We start from the raw sequence: 15,364 nt of genomic DNA, 5'->3' as shown, positions 1-15,364 counted from the left end.
CACAAGTCCTCAAGGAGGAGGCAACCATGAGTTCAACGCCCGCCCGGTTCGACGGGGACGTGCTTCGCACGGGCCGTCGGATCCCGTTCCGACTCGGCACCCTCGGCTACCTGATCGTCGTCCTGCTGGTGGTCGGCATCATCGGGAGCCTGGTCTCCGAACACTTCCTGAGCGTCCGGAACATCGAGAACATCCTCGTGGCGGCTTCCGTCGTCGCGATCCTGGGCGTCGCGCAGTTCTTCGTCGTCGTGACGCGGGGGATCGATCTGTCCGTGGGCTCGATCGCGGCCCTGGCCACGGTGATCGTCGCGGTCCTGCTCCGGCAGGGCCACAGCGCGTTCGTCGCCGTGCTGCTCGCTCTGCTCGCATGTGCCCTCGCCGGCCTGGTCAACGGGGCGCTGGTGGTGTTCGGGCGCATCGCGCCGTTCGTCGTCACGCTCGCGATGATGAGCATCGCTCGCGGCGTCGCCTTCATCATCCAGGTCGGCACGCTCATCGTCATCAGCAACTCGTCGTTCCTGCACGTCTTCGGGGGCAAGACCGGTGCCGTGCCCAATCCCGTCCTCATCGCCGTCGTCGTCGCCGTGCTCGCGGCCGCGGTGATGCGCTTCACGACCGTCGGCCGGCGGCTGTATGCGTTCGGCGGCAACCCGGAGGCCGCGCGGCTGTCGGGACTGCCGGTCCGGCGTGATCAGCTCACGGCTTACGTCATCAGCGGGCTTCTCGCCGGCCTCGCCGGGCTGGTGCTCGCCGGGCGGCTTCAGCAGGGCAGCTCGCTGGTCGGCCAGGGGTACGAGCTGGACTCGATCGCCGCGACCGTCGTCGGCGGGACCTCGCTCTTCGGGGGTGTCGGTGACCCCATCAGCACCGTGGTGGGTGCGCTCATCATCGGCATGATCAGCAACATCATGAACCTCGCCGGGATCCAGTCCGAGCCCCAGCTCGTGATCCGCGGTGTCGTCATCCTGGTCGCCGTCTTCCTGACGTCCGGCGGCGGCACGGCGCTCCTGCGACGCGGCCGGGGTCGACGTCGGCGTGGCGGTGGCGCGGCAGACCCGGGCACGGCTCCGTCGCAGGACGGGATCGAGCAGGCACCCGGCGTCGTCGAGACCGCGTCGTCGCGGCAGTCCTGAGACCGGCCAGCGCCGGAGTCCCGGTCCCGACCGCTCACGGTTCAGGGATCGCTCCCCGGGCGTCCCCTGACGTCGACGCCCGGTGGCGGAACATCCCGTGGCCCGCCATTGAAAACCCAGCGCACGAAGACGTGCCATGAGGAAGGAACGACCATGCGAGTGCGTACCACGATTGCCGGCGCAGGCCTGTGCCTGGCGGTGGCCCTGACAGCGAGCTGCTCGAGCGATCCCGGCGCCGACGAGAAGAAGTCCGGCGACAGCATCGTCCTCGGCTTCTCCCAACGCCGCCTCGCCGGCAGTGACTGGTGGAAGACGCTCCTCCAGGGCGCGCAGGACCGCGCCAAGGAGCTCGGCGTCAGCATCGAGGTCACCGACGCCGGCGGCGACACCGTCAAGCAGAACTCCGACGTCGACACCCTCATCACGAAGGGGTCGACGCGATCATCCTGAACCCGCAGGATCCGACTGGTGTCGCGCCGGCCGTCGCATCAGTTGCGAGCGCACAGCTTCCCCTCGTCGTGGTCAATAGCAACCTCTCGGACGAGCTCGCACCCAAGCAGTTCTGCTATGTCGCCGAAGACCAGTCGGCTGTGGCCGAGAAGCTCGGCGCCACGATCGCGAAGGCGGCCATCAAGAAGTTCGGGGACAAGCCCGTCAAGGCTGTGGTCGTCGGCGGGTACTCCGGCGAGACCGTCACCCAGGTCCGCAACGACGGCGTCATCGCCGGCTACAAGTCCGTAGCGGGCGCGCCGAAGATCACGTACCTCCCGACTCGCTACGGCGAGTGGCTCCCCGACAAGGCCCTGACGCCCGTTCGCGACATCGCGACTGCCAACCCGGATCTCGACATCGTCTTCAACCTCAGCGACGTGATGCTCCCTGGTGTCAAGCAGGGGCTGACGGACGCAGGGATTCTCGACAAGACGTTGATCGGTAGCTACGACGGCCAGATGTCGGTTGTCAAGGAGATGATCGACGACCCCGACGGACCGGTCCAGGCGGACGCGTCGAACGAGCCCTACAAGCAGGGTCAGACGGCGGTCGACATGGCTGTCGACGCGGTCAAGGGGAAGTCTCAGGACGCGGTCTGCCCTGGCGGGCACCTCTGGGTCGACACGTTCCTCGCGACGCCAGCGGACGCCTCGAAGTACTACGACGCGAGCCGTTCCTACTGACGTCGTCGAGCCCCGGTCGCCGTATCCGGTGACGGGGTCACGAAACCACGAAGAAGGAGATGTGAGATGACTGAGCCCTACGCCGTCGTGGCGGTCTCGCCGCGCACCATCACCGTCAAGGAGAAGGGCGACGCGCTCCGCAACGTCCGGCGGATCAACGAGTTCATCGACACGGCCGTCATGGTCGGCGAGTGGCAGGGCGCCCCCGTGCGGCTCGTCGTGCTCCCCGAGATGGCGATTCAAGGGATGATCGCGAACACGCCGGGAAACCGCGAGCGCGAGCGTCACTTCGCCGTCACGATCCCTGGGCCGGAGACGGACGAGCTCGGCAAGAAGGCGCGCCAGCTCGACACCTACATCGCCGCCGAGCTGTACATGGTCAAGGACGAGGACTTCCCCGACCGCTACTTCAACGTGGCGTTCATCATCGACCCGTCCGGCGAGGTCGTCTACAAGCGTTATAAGGCGACGAGCGACGCGTACGAGGGCGGGATGCTCGGCAACATGAACCCGCACGACATCTGGGACGAGTTCATCGAGAGTCGCGGCGGCGACGTCATGGACGCGATCTTCCCGGTGGCACGGACGGAGATCGGCAACATCGGGATCGCCATCTGCCACGAAGGGGTGTACCCCGAGGTCGTCCGCGGGCTCGCCATGAACGGCGCCGAGATCATCATCCGCCCCACTTTGATCGAGCCCGCCATCATGCAGGGCGGCTGGGAGATCCAGAACCGTGCGCACGCGCTCTTCAACGCCGCTTACGTCGTCGCGCCGAACCTCGGACCAGAGGTGCGGGAAGACGGGAGCATGCAGGACCTGTTCGGCGGCCGATCGATGATCGTCGACCCTCGAGGGACGATCGTGGCGCAGCAGACCGGATGGACCAGCGGCGACTCGTTCGTCTGCACGACCATCGACCTCGAGGCGCTCCGCCGCCATCGGATCGCGAACGGCTTGCACAACCAGTTCAAGGACCTCCGGACCGAGCAGTACCGCGCGATCTACGACCGCCCCATCTACCCGAAGAACCAGTACGCCGCCGCGCCACCTGCCGAGGGCTGGCTGGACCGGGAGAAGCAGACGCGCGCGCGAACGATCGAGCTGCTCGTCGATCGTGGCGTCCTCACTCCTCCGTCGCGGGCGACGGACGAGCACTGAGCCGGGGTTCGGTGGGCGGATGCCGGGGCATCCGCCCACCGGGGAGGAGGAGGGGATGAACGGTACGCGGATCGTCGTGCTCGGCACCGGTCGGTGGGGACACGTCTGGTTGGACGTCCTCGACGGCCGGACGGACGTCGAGATCGTCGGCGCGGCCGGCCGCACCGGAGCACCGGAGCACGTCGGGCGTGCGGACGGATACGTCGAGTGCCCGGACTACGAGGACCTGCTCGACCGCGTCGACGCGGATGCGGCCGTCGTCGCCCTCCCGGCCGCGCTCCACGCCGAGGCCGTGCGGCGCTGCCTCGCCCGCGGGCTCCATGTCCTGTGCGAGAAGCCCGCCACGACCTCGATCGACGATCTGCGGTCCCTGCTCGACGCCAGCGCCGGTCGGCCCGACCGCGTCGTCGTCGTGGACCAGAACTACCGGTCCCGGCCGTGGGCTGCCCGTGTCCGACGCGCGGTGCTCGCACACGTCCCGGAGCCGGTGCACGTCTCCGTGCGGTTTCGGCGACCGGCGTTCCTGGAGCCGGGCGTCGCGAAGATGCCCAGGCCGCTGCTCGACGACATGGCGGTCCACCACCTGGACCTCGTCCGGTTCGTGCTGGGCACGGACCTCGTCCGTGTGGCCGGGCGTCTCGGGCGGGCGGCGACGTCCCCGTACCCCGGTGCACCCGACCTGGACGCCCTTCTCGAGACGAGCACCGGGATCCCGGTGCTCTACGAGGGGAGCTGGGACTGTGACGCGACGGTGACCGGCTGGGAGGGCGAGTGGGAGGTCCGCGACAGGGTTCGGGTGCTGCGGGCGACCGCGGGTGAGCTCACCCTCACGACGCGATCCGGGACCGAGGTGCTCTGGCAGGAGGAGACGCCTGCCGACGACGACGCCCACGACGATCTGACGCGTGTCCTCGACACCTTCCTGAGTGCGGTGCGGGGCGGCGCGGAACCACCGACGAGCCTGCGGCGCAACGCCAACACGGCTGCGGCGGTGCTCGCCCTCGCGCGCTCGGTCGAGACGGGTGCTCCCGTCCACGTCAGGGATGGGCGATGAAGCCAGGCACGACGGTGACCGACCGAGCCGTGCGCATGATCGACGTCGCACGGTTGGCCGGCGTCTCCCAGCAAACCGTCTCACGGGTGGTCAACGCGCATCCGAGCGTCTCGGCAGACGTTCGCGCGCGAGTGGAGCGCGCGGTCGCCCAGCTCAACTACCGGCCCAACCCGGCCGCACGGGCACTCGTCACGAGCAGGTCCATGAACATCGGTGTGCTCTCGTACGGCCTGGCCCAGTACGGCCCGTCGGTCGTTCTCACCGGGCTGGTCGAGGAAGCGCGCGTCCACGGCTACGCGACCATGCTCGCGGGCCTCGGCGACCTTGACCCGGCGTCCGCGCGCGCCGCCTTGGGCCACCTGGTCGACGACGCCGTCGACGGCATCGTCCTGCTCGCCCCGGTCGAGCCCGCCATCGAGGTGGTGCACCATCTCGAGGTCGCTGTCCCGCTCGTGGAGTTCGCACCCGGCCGAGGCAGCGAGCGGTCGGCGTTCGGCCTCGACGAGGTGCTCGGCGCGCGCCTCGTGACGGCGGCGCTGCTCGATCTCGGACACGAGACCGTGATCCACGTGACGGGCGCGCCCGGCTGGCTTGGGACCGAGGCCCGGCTGGGCGGCTGGCGTGAGGCGCTATCCGATCGCGGCCGCGTGATGCTCGCGCCCCACGTCGCCGACTGGTCCGCCGCCTCGGGATACCAGGTCGGGCAGGTGATCGCGCGCGAGAGGGCAGCTACTGCCGTCTTCGCTGCGAACGATCAGACCGCGATCGGCGTCATCAGAGCGTTGAAGGAGCACGGCGTGGCCGTGCCCGGAGACGTCAGCGTCGTCGGGTTCGACGACATCCCCGAGGCCGCCTACGTCGATCCTCCGCTGACGACGGTGCACCTCGACTTCGCGTCCCTCGGGGCGCTCGCGGTCCACGCGCTGCTCGGGGCAATGGGGGACGACGAGGCGGGCGCGGCGCGCAGCACGCCCGTGCCGCGCGTCGTCACGAGAGCCAGCAGCGCACCACCGGGATGACGTCCGGTGTCCGAGCTATCCCTACGACGATGTGAGGAAAGAGATGGAACGCAGAAGACTCGGAAGGACCGAGCTCGAGGTGTCCAGCCTGTGCCTCGGGACGAGCGCCCTCGGCAGCTTCCCCGAGCAGTACGGATACGAGATCGACGAGGACACTGCCGTCCGCACCGTGGAGCGGGTGTTCGACAGCGCGTGCACGTTCCTCGACACGTCCAACGAGTACGGTCACGGCGAGGCGGAACGTCGGGTCGGACTCGCGGCAGCGGGGAGAGGGGGCTATCCCGACGGTTTCGTCGTCGCGACCAAGGTCGATCCTCTTCCTGGGAGCGCCGACTTCTCCGCGGCGCGGGTACGACGCTCCGTCCAGGAGAGCCGCGAGCGGCTCGGTTTGGACGTGCTGCCGCTCGTCTACCTCCACGACCCGGAGAAGATCTCGTTCGAGGAGGCGACGTCCGCCGGCGGGCCCGTCGAAGCCCTCGTCGAGCTGAGAGAAGAGGGACTGATCCGCCATCTCGGGGTCGCAGCCGGACCGATCGACCTCGAGCTGGCCTTCCTGAAGACGGGCCACTTCGACGTGGTCCTGAGCCACAACCGGTTCACGTTGATCGACCAGAGTGCGGAACGGTTGATGGACGAGGCCGTGGCGACGGGGGTGGCCTTCGTCAACGCCGCCCCGTTCGGCGGCGGGATGCTCGCACGCGGCCCGGCGCAGGTGCCGACGTACTGCTACCGACCCGTGGACCGCGACACGTTGGCACGGGCACACGCGATCGAGCGCGTCTGCTCCGAGCATGGCGTGCCCCTCGCGGCCGCGGCACTCCAGTTCTCGACCCGAGACCCACGGGTCACGTCCACGGTCGTCGGGATGTCGAGACCGGCGCGGGTCGACGAGGTGCTCGGGCTCCTCGAGACAGTCGTGCCGGACGAGCTTTGGGACGCGCTGCGACCCCTGGTGGAGCCGGGTGCGGTGGGAGTCCTCGCGTGAGGCGGCGTCTTGCTGGTCACGAAGACACCAACGAGTGAGAGAGCGGTGAGATCGATGAACAGGGCGAGGAAGCCCGAGCCGGTCGACGTGGTGATCGTCGGTTCGGGATCAGGAGGAGCGACGGCGGCCAAGGTCCTGTCCGAGGCGGGCCTGCGGGTGGTCGCTCTCGAACGGGGACCGTGGCTGCGCCCCGACCATGCATCGGGGGACGAGCTGAAGTACCTCAATCGGAACTACTTGTGGCAGGACCCCAAGATCAAGCCACGCACGTTCCGGACCGACGAGTCCGAGAAGGCGGTCGTGACCAACTTCTCCGCCACGCCGCAGGTCGTGGGTGGCGGCACGACTCATTGGGGCGGGATGGTGCCGCGGCTGTCGCCGACGGACTTCCGGATGCGAACGCTCCTGGGTGACGTCGACGGTGCCTCGGTGGTCGACTGGCCGATCGGCTACGAGGACCTCGAGCCCTACTACACCAAGGTGGAGTGGGAGTTCGGGACGTCCGGGCTGGGCGGAGCCAACCGCTTCGAGGGCCCGCGGACCCGCGACTACCCCACCCCCGACGCCACTGAGCCGGATCGGCTACCGCTTCGCCAAGGGCATGGCGGAGCTCGGGCACTCCACGTTCCCGATGCCTACCGGTGCGGTCTCACGGCCGTACCGCGGCCGGCAGCCCTTCTCGGAGAACGGGTTCTGGCAGCAGTACCCGGACCCGGGCACCGGGAAGTCGTCGACGCTGATCACCTTCATCCCCGACGCGCTCGCCACCGGACGATTCGAGCTCCGGACCGACTGCTACGTGAGGGAAGTCGTCGTCGGACGTGACGGGCGCGCCACCGGCGTCCTGTACCAGGACGGCGCAGGGAACGAGCTCCTGCAGGAGGCCAAGGCCGTCGTCGTGTGCGGCGGCGGGATCGAGACGCCGCGGCTGCTGCTGCTGTCGCGCTCGGCGCAGTTCCCGGACGGGCTGGCGAACGGGTCGGGGATGGTGGGCCGTCACGCGACCTTCCACCAGTACTCGTTCGCGATCGGCCTGTTCGACGACGAGGTATCCGACCCGCTGTACGGGTTCTCCGGCCACTACAACAACCTCGCGTCGATGGACTTCTACGAGACCGACGCGTCGCGCGGGCACGTCCTGGGGTCGTTGATCTTCCCGTCGATGATCGGGCACCCGGTCAACTGGAGCTTCCCCGGGCGCCCGTCCTGGGGGCAGGCGAGCAAGGACGCGGACCGCGACTTCTTCAACCACTCGATGAAGATCGGCGTCCTCCTGCACGACCTGCCCGTCGAGTCGAACCGGGTGGACCTGGATCCCGACGTCGTCGACGCCTGGGGGCTCCCCGTCGCCCGGATCACCCACACCCCGCACCCCAACGACTACGCGCAGGAGAGATGGCAGGTGGCGAAGAACGGAGAGATCCTCGAGGCGGCCGGTGCCAGCCGGGTGATCCCTGTGAACATGGAGCGCATCACCGGCAACACGTCGCACGAGCTCGGCACGGTCCGGATGGGCGATGACCCGGCCACGTCGGTCGTCGACCGTTGGTGCCGGTCGCACGAGGTGGACAACCTCTACGTCTTCGACGCCAGCGTCTTCCCCACGGCCACGGGCATCAACCCTGCACTGACGATCATGGCGAACTCGTGGCGGTGCTCGGAGCACATCGTCCGGTACGACGCCCGCGGCTGGACCGACTGAGGCAGCAAGGAAGGAGATCATCATGGGACAGGCCGACTGGGTGGTGGTTCCGCTCGACGCCAACGCGTCGGACGAGCCGCTCTACTTCGACGACCATGCCTGGAGGACGATCGAGGCGGCGACGGCACGGATCATCCCGACCGACCGTCAGCCGGGAGCACGCGAGGCCCGCGCGGTGCGTTTCATCGACCGCATGCTCGCAGGGACGCAGTTCGTGTACGCATCGGCGGACGGTTCCGGCTTCCTCCGGATGGACGGGCTCGAGGAGAAGGCGTGGCTCGAGCGGGTCGAGACACGCCGGGCGCTGTACGACGACGGCGTCGTCCGTCTCGACGAGCTCGCACGATCACGATTCGGGCAGCCGTTCGTGTCGCTCCGGGAGGAGGAGCAGGACGCGGTGCTCGAGGAGCTGGGCGGGCCCAAGCCGGCCCGATACCGTCTCGACGGGGCCGAGGCCGGCGGGACCGGCGGCGCCCCGGCCGGGAACCAGCCGATGGACGAGGACCTGCTCGACTTCTTCTCTCTCCTCGTCCTCAACACCCGCCAGGGTTTCTACGCCGATCCTGTCTACGGGGGCAACGCCGGCGGCATCGGCTGGCGGGTCATCGGGTTCGACGGGCCCGAGACGCTGCGTGCCACGACCGATGGGACGTACACGACGATCGACTACCTGATCGTCGACGCGCAGTGGCCTTACGAGAACGACCCGCGCGTCACTCGCGCCGGCTGGCGCTAGTAGCGGACGGGCGGGCCCGGACGGCGATCGTGCCGTTCGGGCCCGCCCCGGCACGGGATAATGGGACGGTGACCTCGACGACGCCCGCACGAACCGCCCGTCAGCGCACCTCTGGTGACGGTGGGCGAGCGGGCGGATCGCGGGCCCGGGCGACGGGAGGCCCGCCGCGCATGCTCGACGTGGCACGACTGGCCGGAGTGTCGCAGCAGACGGTGTCACGGGTCGTCAACGACCACCCGAACGTCAGCGACGACGTCCGCCAGCGGGTCGAGGAAGCGATCCAGAGGCTGGGATACCGACGCAACTCCACGGCCCGTGCCCTCGCAACCAACCGGACGATGGGCCTGGGCGTCGTCTGCTTCGCGCTCTCGGTGAACGGCCCCGCCGACGCCCTCTTCGGGGTTACCGACGAGGCGCGTCGGCGTGGCTACTCGACCCACCTGACGCCCTTGGACGACCTCGACCGTGCGAGCCTCCAGCGCGCGCTCGACCAGTTCCGGCTCGATGCCGTCGACGGCGTGGTCGTGCTGGCTCCGATGGCAGAGGTCGTCGAGGTCATGCGTGGCATCTCGGTCGGGCTACCCATCGCCGTCTTCGAGCAGGGCATGGCCTCGAGCGCGTCGTCGGTCGGGATCGACGACGTGTACGGCGCGCAGCTCGCCACGCGTCACCTGATCGAGCTCGGGCATCGGGAGGTGCTCCACATCGCGGGTCCCGTGGGGTGGATGGCGAGCGACGCGCGTGCACGGGGCTGGGACAGCGAGCTGAGGTTGGCGGAGCGCACGGGACGCGAGATGATCCGGGCAGACGACTGGAGCGCCGCGGCCGGTTACGCGGCCGGGCGAAAGTACCTTGAGCGCAGCGGCGCGCCAACTGCGGTCCTGGCCGCCAGCGACCGCCTCGCACTCGGGTTCGTGAAGGCCCTCCACGAGGCGGGAGTCCGGGTGCCGGACGACGTGAGCGTGGTGGGCTTCGACGATATCGCGGAGGCGGGGTACTTCGAACCGGCGCTGACGACCGTGCACTTCGATTTCGTCGCCGTCGGACGAGAAGCTGTGGCACGAGTCGTGGCGGCGATCGACAGAACCGAGAGCACCGGTCCGGACGCGTTGTCCGTCCCCGAGCTCGTCGTCCGCAGCTCTACGGCCCCGCCCCGCCGAACCGGGTGACGGCGGCCTCGCCGTCAGCCCCGAGGTAGCCAGACCCGCATCGTGCTCGGGCCACGGTTCGCCCAGCGGTGGTAGGGCACGAGCCGGCACTCGACGGAGCGGACGGCGCTCGGGACCGGCAGCGGACCGTACGGCGCGCCGTCGGGCTCGGCGAACGCGACGCTGGTCGCCTCGACGAGGGCGCCGTCCCCGTCGGGCCGCGGTGGGAGCATCGGGTCGACACAGAGCGTCTCGAGGTCCACGCCGTCGGGCAGGTCCACGGACTCCGCGCACAGAACCAGAGGACCCCGTTCGACGGCCACGGTGCCGCGGACCGCGTCGATGCGCGGGTCGGGATAGGTCCACCGCGGCGTCAGGGGGAGCCGCAGCACGACGACGTCCCCGGCCGCCAGGTTCGAGACCACGTGGCCCGGACCCTGGGCGCGCGCCACCCTCCCGCCGTCCTCGACGGTGGCGCCCTCGGCCCAGACGGGGACGCGCAGCGTGAGGTCCCACGGCCGGTCGGGGGCCTCGACGACGGTCACCGCCACCACGCCGTCCGCGGGGTAGCGGGTCGCGATCTCGAGACGGACCGTGCCGCCCGCGAGCTCGGCCCGCACCTGCCCGGTCACGTACTGGAGGAGCTGGACGCCGTCGTCCGACACGGTGGCCACGTACGTCGCGAGCTGCGCGAGCGTGCGGGCGACGTTGGGCGGGCAGCACGACACCTCGAACCACGGCGCCCGGAGCTGCGCGTGGGCGCGGGGCTGACGGCGTCGGGGTCGGTCTCCTGCGCGGCGACCCGCTGCTGGAGCGGGTTCGTGTAGAAGAACGCCCGGCCGTCCTCGCGGGGTGACGTGGCGACGACGTTGTACAAGGTCCGCTCGATCGTGTCGGCGTAGCGCAGGTCGCCCGTGCGCAGCAGGAGCCGCCACGCGACCATGACGGACGCGACACCCGCGCACGTCTCGCAGTAGGCGCGGTCGGGCGGGAGCTCGTAGTCGTCGCCGAACGCCTCGTCCTGGTGGTGCGAGCCCATCCCGCCGGTCAGGTACGTCCGCCGCTCGAGCGCGCGACGGTACTGGCGTTCCACGGCCTCGGCGAGCGCGGCGTCGTCCTGCTCGACGGCGGCGTCGACGGCCCCCGCGGACAGGTACAGCGCCCGGACGGCGTGCCCGCGCAGGTCGGTGGCGTCGAGGATCGGGACGTCGTCCTGGAAGTAGGCGCGGCCGAACTCGACGTCGGGGAGGGTGTGGTGGCCACGCCGGTCGAGGAACAGCCGGGCCTGCGCGAGGTACCGCTCGTCGCCGGTGGCCCGGTACAGCTCGACCAGCGCCGGCTCGATCTCGGCGTGCCCGCACACGCCCTGGATGCCGTCGGGGCCGAACGTGTCGCAGACGTGGTCCGCGGCGCGGAGCGCCACGTCAACGAGGCGGTCCCTCCGGCCGGTCCGCAGCCGCGCGACGGCGGCCTGGAACAGGTGGCCGTAGCAGTACAGCTCGTGCCCCCAGTCGAGCTGGGTGTAGCGCGCGGGCTGGCCGGGGTTGCCGAACCGCGTGTTGAGGTACCCGTCCGGCTGCTGGGCCGCGGCGACGCGCGCGACGATCCCCTCGAGCCGCGTCTCGAGCGCCTCGTCGCCGGTCCGGCCGATCTCCCAGGCCATCGCCTCGAGCAGCTTGTAGATCTCGGAGTCGGAGAACTCGCGGCCGCGCCGCGTCGTCGCGACGGTGCCCGCGGCCACGGCGTCGAAGTTCGCGAGCCAGCCGGTACGCTCCTGCCAGGCCGCGATGTGCGGGACGATCGCGTCGTGGTTGAGCGTCTGCCGGTCGGCCCAGAACCCGGCGTCGATGCGGACGTCGTCGAGGCCGAGCGGTCGCAGGGCGCCCGTGCCGGGGAGACGGGGGCGATCACCTGACGGTGCCGGGACCCGGTGGGGCGAGGGCTCGACGTGGTCAGTGGAGTCACGTTGGAAGTCATCCCTTCACCGCGCCTGACGTGAAGCCGCGGATGTAGTAGCGCTGGAGTGCGAGGAACAGGACGATCGCCGGGAGCGTGAGCACGACCACGCCGGCCGTCGTCGAGCCGTAGTCGATGACGCCCATGGTCTGCTGGCGCATGTTGACGAGGGCGAGGGGAGCGGCGCCTTCTCGGTGCTCAGCAGGTACAGCGAGACCATGAAGTCGTTCCACGCGGCCAGGTAGGTGAACAGGCCGACGGTCACGATCCCGGGGCGGACGGCGGGGAGCATGATCCGGTAGAACGCCTGGAACGCGTTGCAGCCGTCGATGTAGGCGGCCTCTTCGAGCTCGCGCGGGATCGTCGCGAACGAGTTCCGCATCATGAAGATCGAGAACGGGACCTGGAACAGCGTGAGGACGAGCGCCACGCCGATCAGCGAGTTCTGCAGGTGGATGTCCTTCATCCACACGAGCAGCGGGATGAGCAGGGCCGCGTAGGGGATCATCATGACCGACAGGACCAGGACGAACAGGGCGCTGCGCCCACGGAACCGGAACCGCGCGAACGCGTAGCCGCCGGTCGCCGCGATGACGATCGTGACGACGGTCGCGCCGACCGACACCACCAGCGAGTTCTTCAGGTACGTCGGGAAGCCGAGCCCGTACCTGAACATCGTCGTGTAGTTGCCGAAGCCGAAGCCGTCGGTCTGCGCCGTGCCGGGGCTCGGCGAGACCGAGCTCACGACCGCCCAGACGAGGGGCAGCATGAAGACGACGGCCATGACGGTGGTGAGCGTGTAGGCGGCGGACCGGCCGGCCGCGTTGGACCTCTTCATCGCGGGACTCCTACTTCTCGTCCGCGTCGAGCTTGAGGGCCCGGAGCTGGATCATGTTGATGATCACGAGCGCGAGCAGCAGCAGCACGGACAGCGCGGCGGCGAGGCCGAGGTCCTTGCGCGTCTCGAACGCGTCGCGGTAGATGAGCTGGACGATCGTGAGGGTCGAGTTGTTCGGCCCGCCCTTGGTGAGGATGTAGAACTGGTCGAACGCCAGCAGCGAGCCGGTGATCGACAGGATCATCGTCATCGCGATGGTCGGGCGCAGGAGCGGCAGCGTGATGGAGCGCAGGGTCCGCAGGCGACCCGCGCCGTCGATGCGCGCAGCCTCGTAGACCTCCGACGGGATGGCCTGCAGGCCGACCATCGTGAGCAGCATGTAGTACCCGGCGAAGCGCCAGACGACGAGCACGACGGTCGCCCAGAGCGCACCGCCCGGTGTGCCGAGGATCGAGGCGCCGGCCTCCGTGCCCGCGACCTTCTCGAGGATCCCGTTGATCGGGCCGACCTGCGGCGAGTACAGCGCGTAGAACAGCAGCGACGCCGACGCGATGCCGAGCGCCGAGGGCACGAGGATCGCGGTCCGCAGGAACGTGTTCCAGCGGCGCGACTCCTGCACGAGGAGCGCGAGCCCGTAGGCGATCGGCATGAGGATCAGCGTCGTCAGGGCCGTGTACTTGAGCGTGAACCCGATCGACTTGCCGAGCAGCGGGTCGGAGAAGAGCTTGGTGAAGTTGTCAGGGAAGTTGCCGCCCTGGGCGCCGCCCAGCAGCGTCCAGTGCGAGCACGCCATCACCACGACCACGACGACCGGCGCGACGAACAGGACGACGAGCAGGAGCGCGGTGGGCGAGGCGAAGAGCCAGCCGCGTCGATTCTCGAGCTGGGTCGCGGTGCGACGTCGTCGTCCGGACGACGACGTCGCGAGGGGCGACGGCGCCACCACCGGCTCCGCGTAGGTGGACTGGCTCATGGGGACCCTCCGTTGGGCGGGTGCGCGGCGGGCGGTGCCTCGGGGCTCCCGCCCGCCGCGCGCGTGCGGTGGACTACTGGCCGAGCGTCGACGTGATGGCGTCGTTGTCGCTGTCGACCTTCGACGCGTCACCCCAGACGGCATCCTGGACGAGGATCTGCCAGGGGCTGCCGGCGGCGTTGAACGCCTCGTTGAAGTTCACCGCGATGGGCGTCTGCCCGTCCTTGATGGTGCTGTTCGCGATGACGGTGCGAGGGTCGGCGTCCTTGTAGCCGTTCTCGAGCACCTTGAGGTTCGACGCCGTGTCGTTGTTGTCGGCGAAGACCTTCTGCTGCGCGTCCTCGGTCATGAGCCACGACAGGAAGTTCCAGGCCTGAGCCTCGTGCTTCGAGTCCTTGGAGACGCCGATGGCGTCGCCGCCGAGGAACGTGGAGGAACCGCCGTCGACGCCCGGGATGGGGGCGACGCCGATGTCGAACTTCGAGGTGTCGAACAGTGCGCTCACGGCCGTGGCCGGGTACTGCATCACGCCGATCTTCCCGTTCTGGAACGGCGCGGTCCACGTCGCCCCGGTCTCCTCCTTGGAGCCGGCGCCGAGGCCGTTCGGGGTCTTGGCGAGGTCCGCGTAGGCCGCGTAGAGCTTCTTCGCGGAGTCGCTCGCCATGAGGGACTCGGTGCCCTCGTCGTTGATCGCCTTCTCGCCGTTGCCCCAGATCATGGGGAAGAGCGTGAAGACGAGCGCTCCGCCGGACTGGCCGGCCAGGTAGGTGCCGGCGACGTCCTTCTTGCCGAGCTTCGCGACGGCCATGGCCTGGTCCTCGAACTCCTGGAGGGTGGTGGGGCCCTTGTCGGGGTCGAGACCGGCCTCCTTGTAGAGGTCCTTGTTCCAGACCATCACGGAGATGTCGGTGACGAACGGCAGGGTGTGCTCCTTGCCGTCCACCGTGCCGGCCTTGATGTGGCCGGACTGCAGGTCGGCCTTCTCGGGGAGCGAGTCGATCTGCTTGGTCAGGTCCATGAAGATGCCCTGCTCGGTCCAGTAGGGGACGCGGACGACGTCGCCTGCGAGGATGTCGGGCAGGCTGCCCGTCTGGACGGCCGCGCCGACCTTGCCCTCGACGTCGTCGTTGGGGAGGAGCTCGAGCTTGACCTGGTTCTTGTGCGTCTTGTTGTACTCGTTCACCGCGTTGGTCGCCTGCTTCTCGAGCGGGGCGCGCGACCACATGGTCAGCGAGGTGCCGTCGTCGGTCCCGCCGGTGGGGATCGCCGACGCGGCCTTGTCGTCGTCTCCGCCGCTGCTGCTGCCGCAGCCGGCGAGGGTGAGCGCGACGCCGGTGACGGCGGCCACCGCTCCCAGGGCGATCCGCCCGCGGCCTCGCCCGTGTGCGTTGTGCTTCATCGTGTGCCTCTCACTTCTCGACTCTGAGATCCGGCTGGCCTGGGGCCGCGGCGCCCGCCTGCTGTCCACGGCCGGTGCATCTCGA

15 protein-coding genes and 1 pseudogene are annotated in these 15,364 nt (G+C 69.7%); 11 read left to right on the top strand and 5 right to left on the bottom strand.

What is annotated here, in order from left to right; all coding sequences use genetic code 11:
* Positions 1 to 26 precede the first annotated feature (26 nt).
* From QQK45_RS03180 to QQK45_RS03130, 11 genes and pseudogenes are all read left to right on the top strand, one after another.
* Positions 27 to 1,133 (top strand): ABC transporter permease, encoded by a 1,107-nt coding sequence (locus QQK45_RS03180; protein WP_284292030.1) that lies wholly within the window; start codon positions 27 to 29, stop codon positions 1,131 to 1,133.
* Between the two features lie 159 nt (positions 1,134 to 1,292).
* Positions 1,293 to 1,583 carry a sugar ABC transporter substrate-binding protein gene (locus QQK45_RS03175; RefSeq protein ID WP_284292029.1) on the top strand — a complete coding sequence of 97 codons (291 nt, stop codon included), beginning with the start codon at positions 1,293 to 1,295 and terminating at the stop codon, positions 1,581 to 1,583.
* Positions 1,574 to 2,308 (top strand): substrate-binding domain-containing protein, encoded by a 735-nt coding sequence (locus tag QQK45_RS03170; protein ID WP_284294928.1) that lies wholly within the window; start codon positions 1,574 to 1,576, stop codon positions 2,306 to 2,308. Before QQK45_RS03175 ends, QQK45_RS03170 begins: the two co-directional genes overlap by 10 nt.
* Positions 2,309 to 2,374: 66 nt before the next feature.
* A complete protein-coding gene (locus QQK45_RS03165) occupies positions 2,375 to 3,469 on the top strand; it encodes a nitrilase-related carbon-nitrogen hydrolase (protein ID WP_284292028.1) in 1,095 nt (364 codons plus the stop codon).
* 55 nt (positions 3,470 to 3,524) lie between these two features.
* The gene (locus QQK45_RS03160; protein WP_284292027.1) at positions 3,525 to 4,523 is read left to right on the top strand and encodes a Gfo/Idh/MocA family protein; all 999 of its coding nucleotides are present in this window, start codon (positions 3,525 to 3,527) and stop codon (positions 4,521 to 4,523) included.
* Positions 4,520 to 5,542: a LacI family DNA-binding transcriptional regulator gene (locus tag QQK45_RS03155; RefSeq protein ID WP_348525139.1), complete on the top strand. Its 1,023-nt coding sequence runs from the start codon at positions 4,520 to 4,522 to the stop codon at positions 5,540 to 5,542. Before QQK45_RS03160 ends, QQK45_RS03155 begins: the two co-directional genes overlap by 4 nt.
* A gap of 43 nt (positions 5,543 to 5,585) precedes the next feature.
* A complete protein-coding gene (locus tag QQK45_RS03150) occupies positions 5,586 to 6,527 on the top strand; it encodes an aldo/keto reductase (RefSeq protein WP_284292026.1) in 942 nt (313 codons plus the stop codon).
* 54 nt (positions 6,528 to 6,581) lie between these two features.
* Positions 6,582 to 6,662, top strand: a pseudogene (locus QQK45_RS21840) (hypothetical protein); the annotation flags it as partial.
* Positions 6,663 to 6,861: 199 nt separating this feature from the next.
* A complete protein-coding gene (locus QQK45_RS03140) occupies positions 6,862 to 8,229 on the top strand; it encodes a GMC oxidoreductase (protein WP_348525138.1) in 1,368 nt (455 codons plus the stop codon).
* A gap of 22 nt (positions 8,230 to 8,251) precedes the next feature.
* Positions 8,252 to 8,965 (top strand): gluconate 2-dehydrogenase subunit 3 family protein, encoded by a 714-nt coding sequence (locus QQK45_RS03135; RefSeq protein ID WP_284292024.1) that lies wholly within the window; start codon positions 8,252 to 8,254, stop codon positions 8,963 to 8,965.
* A 170-nt stretch (positions 8,966 to 9,135) separates the two neighbouring features.
* On the top strand, positions 9,136 to 10,134 hold the full coding sequence (locus QQK45_RS03130) for a LacI family DNA-binding transcriptional regulator (RefSeq protein WP_284292023.1): 999 nt from the start codon (positions 9,136 to 9,138) through the stop codon (positions 10,132 to 10,134).
* 14 nt (positions 10,135 to 10,148) lie between these two features.
* Here the strand turns inward: QQK45_RS03130 and QQK45_RS21835 are convergent, their stop codons facing one another.
* From QQK45_RS21835 to QQK45_RS03110, 5 genes are all read right to left on the bottom strand, one after another.
* Positions 10,149 to 10,778: a glycoside hydrolase family 127 protein gene (locus QQK45_RS21835; protein WP_348525137.1), complete on the bottom strand. Its 630-nt coding sequence runs from the start codon at positions 10,776 to 10,778 to the stop codon at positions 10,149 to 10,151.
* Positions 10,742 to 11,914, bottom strand: a complete 1,173-nt coding sequence (locus tag QQK45_RS21830) for a glycoside hydrolase family 127 protein (protein WP_348525329.1) — start codon at positions 11,912 to 11,914, stop codon at positions 10,742 to 10,744. The genes QQK45_RS21835 and QQK45_RS21830 overlap by 37 nt, the downstream gene beginning before the upstream one ends.
* A 180-nt stretch (positions 11,915 to 12,094) precedes the next feature.
* Positions 12,095 to 12,907, bottom strand: a complete 813-nt coding sequence (locus tag QQK45_RS03120; protein ID WP_284292022.1) for a carbohydrate ABC transporter permease — start codon at positions 12,905 to 12,907, stop codon at positions 12,095 to 12,097.
* 10 nt (positions 12,908 to 12,917) lie between these two features.
* Complete coding sequence (locus QQK45_RS03115) at positions 12,918 to 13,880, bottom strand: carbohydrate ABC transporter permease (RefSeq protein WP_284292021.1); 963 nt, start codon at positions 13,878 to 13,880, stop codon at positions 12,918 to 12,920.
* Between the two features lie 73 nt (positions 13,881 to 13,953).
* Entirely contained in the window at positions 13,954 to 15,279 is a 1,326-nt protein-coding gene (locus tag QQK45_RS03110) for an ABC transporter substrate-binding protein (protein ID WP_284292020.1), read from the bottom strand.
* Positions 15,280 to 15,364 lie beyond the last annotated feature (85 nt).

Source organism: Luteimicrobium album, from assembly GCF_030161555.1.
Lineage (GTDB): Bacteria > Actinomycetota > Actinomycetes > Actinomycetales > Cellulomonadaceae > Luteimicrobium > Luteimicrobium album.
The sequence above is the reverse complement of the archived record's forward strand: the minus strand, read 5'-3'. Positions and strand labels throughout refer to the sequence as shown.

What these genes read in the sequence shown, in the direction of transcription:
- QQK45_RS03130 (WP_284292023.1), top strand. Translation starts at nt 9,136, where the DNA reads ATGCTCGACGTGGCACGACTGGCCGGAGTGTCGCAGCAGACGGTGTCA.
- QQK45_RS03180 (WP_284292030.1), top strand. Translation starts at nt 27, where the DNA reads ATGAGTTCAACGCCCGCCCGGTTCGACGGGGACGTGCTTCGCACGGGC.
- QQK45_RS03155 (WP_348525139.1), top strand. Translation starts at nt 4,520, where the DNA reads ATGAAGCCAGGCACGACGGTGACCGACCGAGCCGTGCGCATGATCGAC.
- QQK45_RS03150 (WP_284292026.1), top strand. Translation starts at nt 5,586, where the DNA reads ATGGAACGCAGAAGACTCGGAAGGACCGAGCTCGAGGTGTCCAGCCTG.
- QQK45_RS03110 (WP_284292020.1), bottom strand. Translation starts at nt 15,279, where the DNA reads ATGAAGCACAACGCACACGGGCGAGGCCGCGGGCGGATCGCCCTGGGA.
- QQK45_RS03115 (WP_284292021.1), bottom strand. Translation starts at nt 13,880, where the DNA reads ATGAGCCAGTCCACCTACGCGGAGCCGGTGGTGGCGCCGTCGCCCCTC.
- QQK45_RS03165 (WP_284292028.1), top strand. Translation starts at nt 2,375, where the DNA reads ATGACTGAGCCCTACGCCGTCGTGGCGGTCTCGCCGCGCACCATCACC.
- QQK45_RS03120 (WP_284292022.1), bottom strand. Translation starts at nt 12,907, where the DNA reads ATGAAGAGGTCCAACGCGGCCGGCCGGTCCGCCGCCTACACGCTCACC.
- QQK45_RS03160 (WP_284292027.1), top strand. Translation starts at nt 3,525, where the DNA reads ATGAACGGTACGCGGATCGTCGTGCTCGGCACCGGTCGGTGGGGACAC.
- QQK45_RS03135 (WP_284292024.1), top strand. Translation starts at nt 8,252, where the DNA reads ATGGGACAGGCCGACTGGGTGGTGGTTCCGCTCGACGCCAACGCGTCG.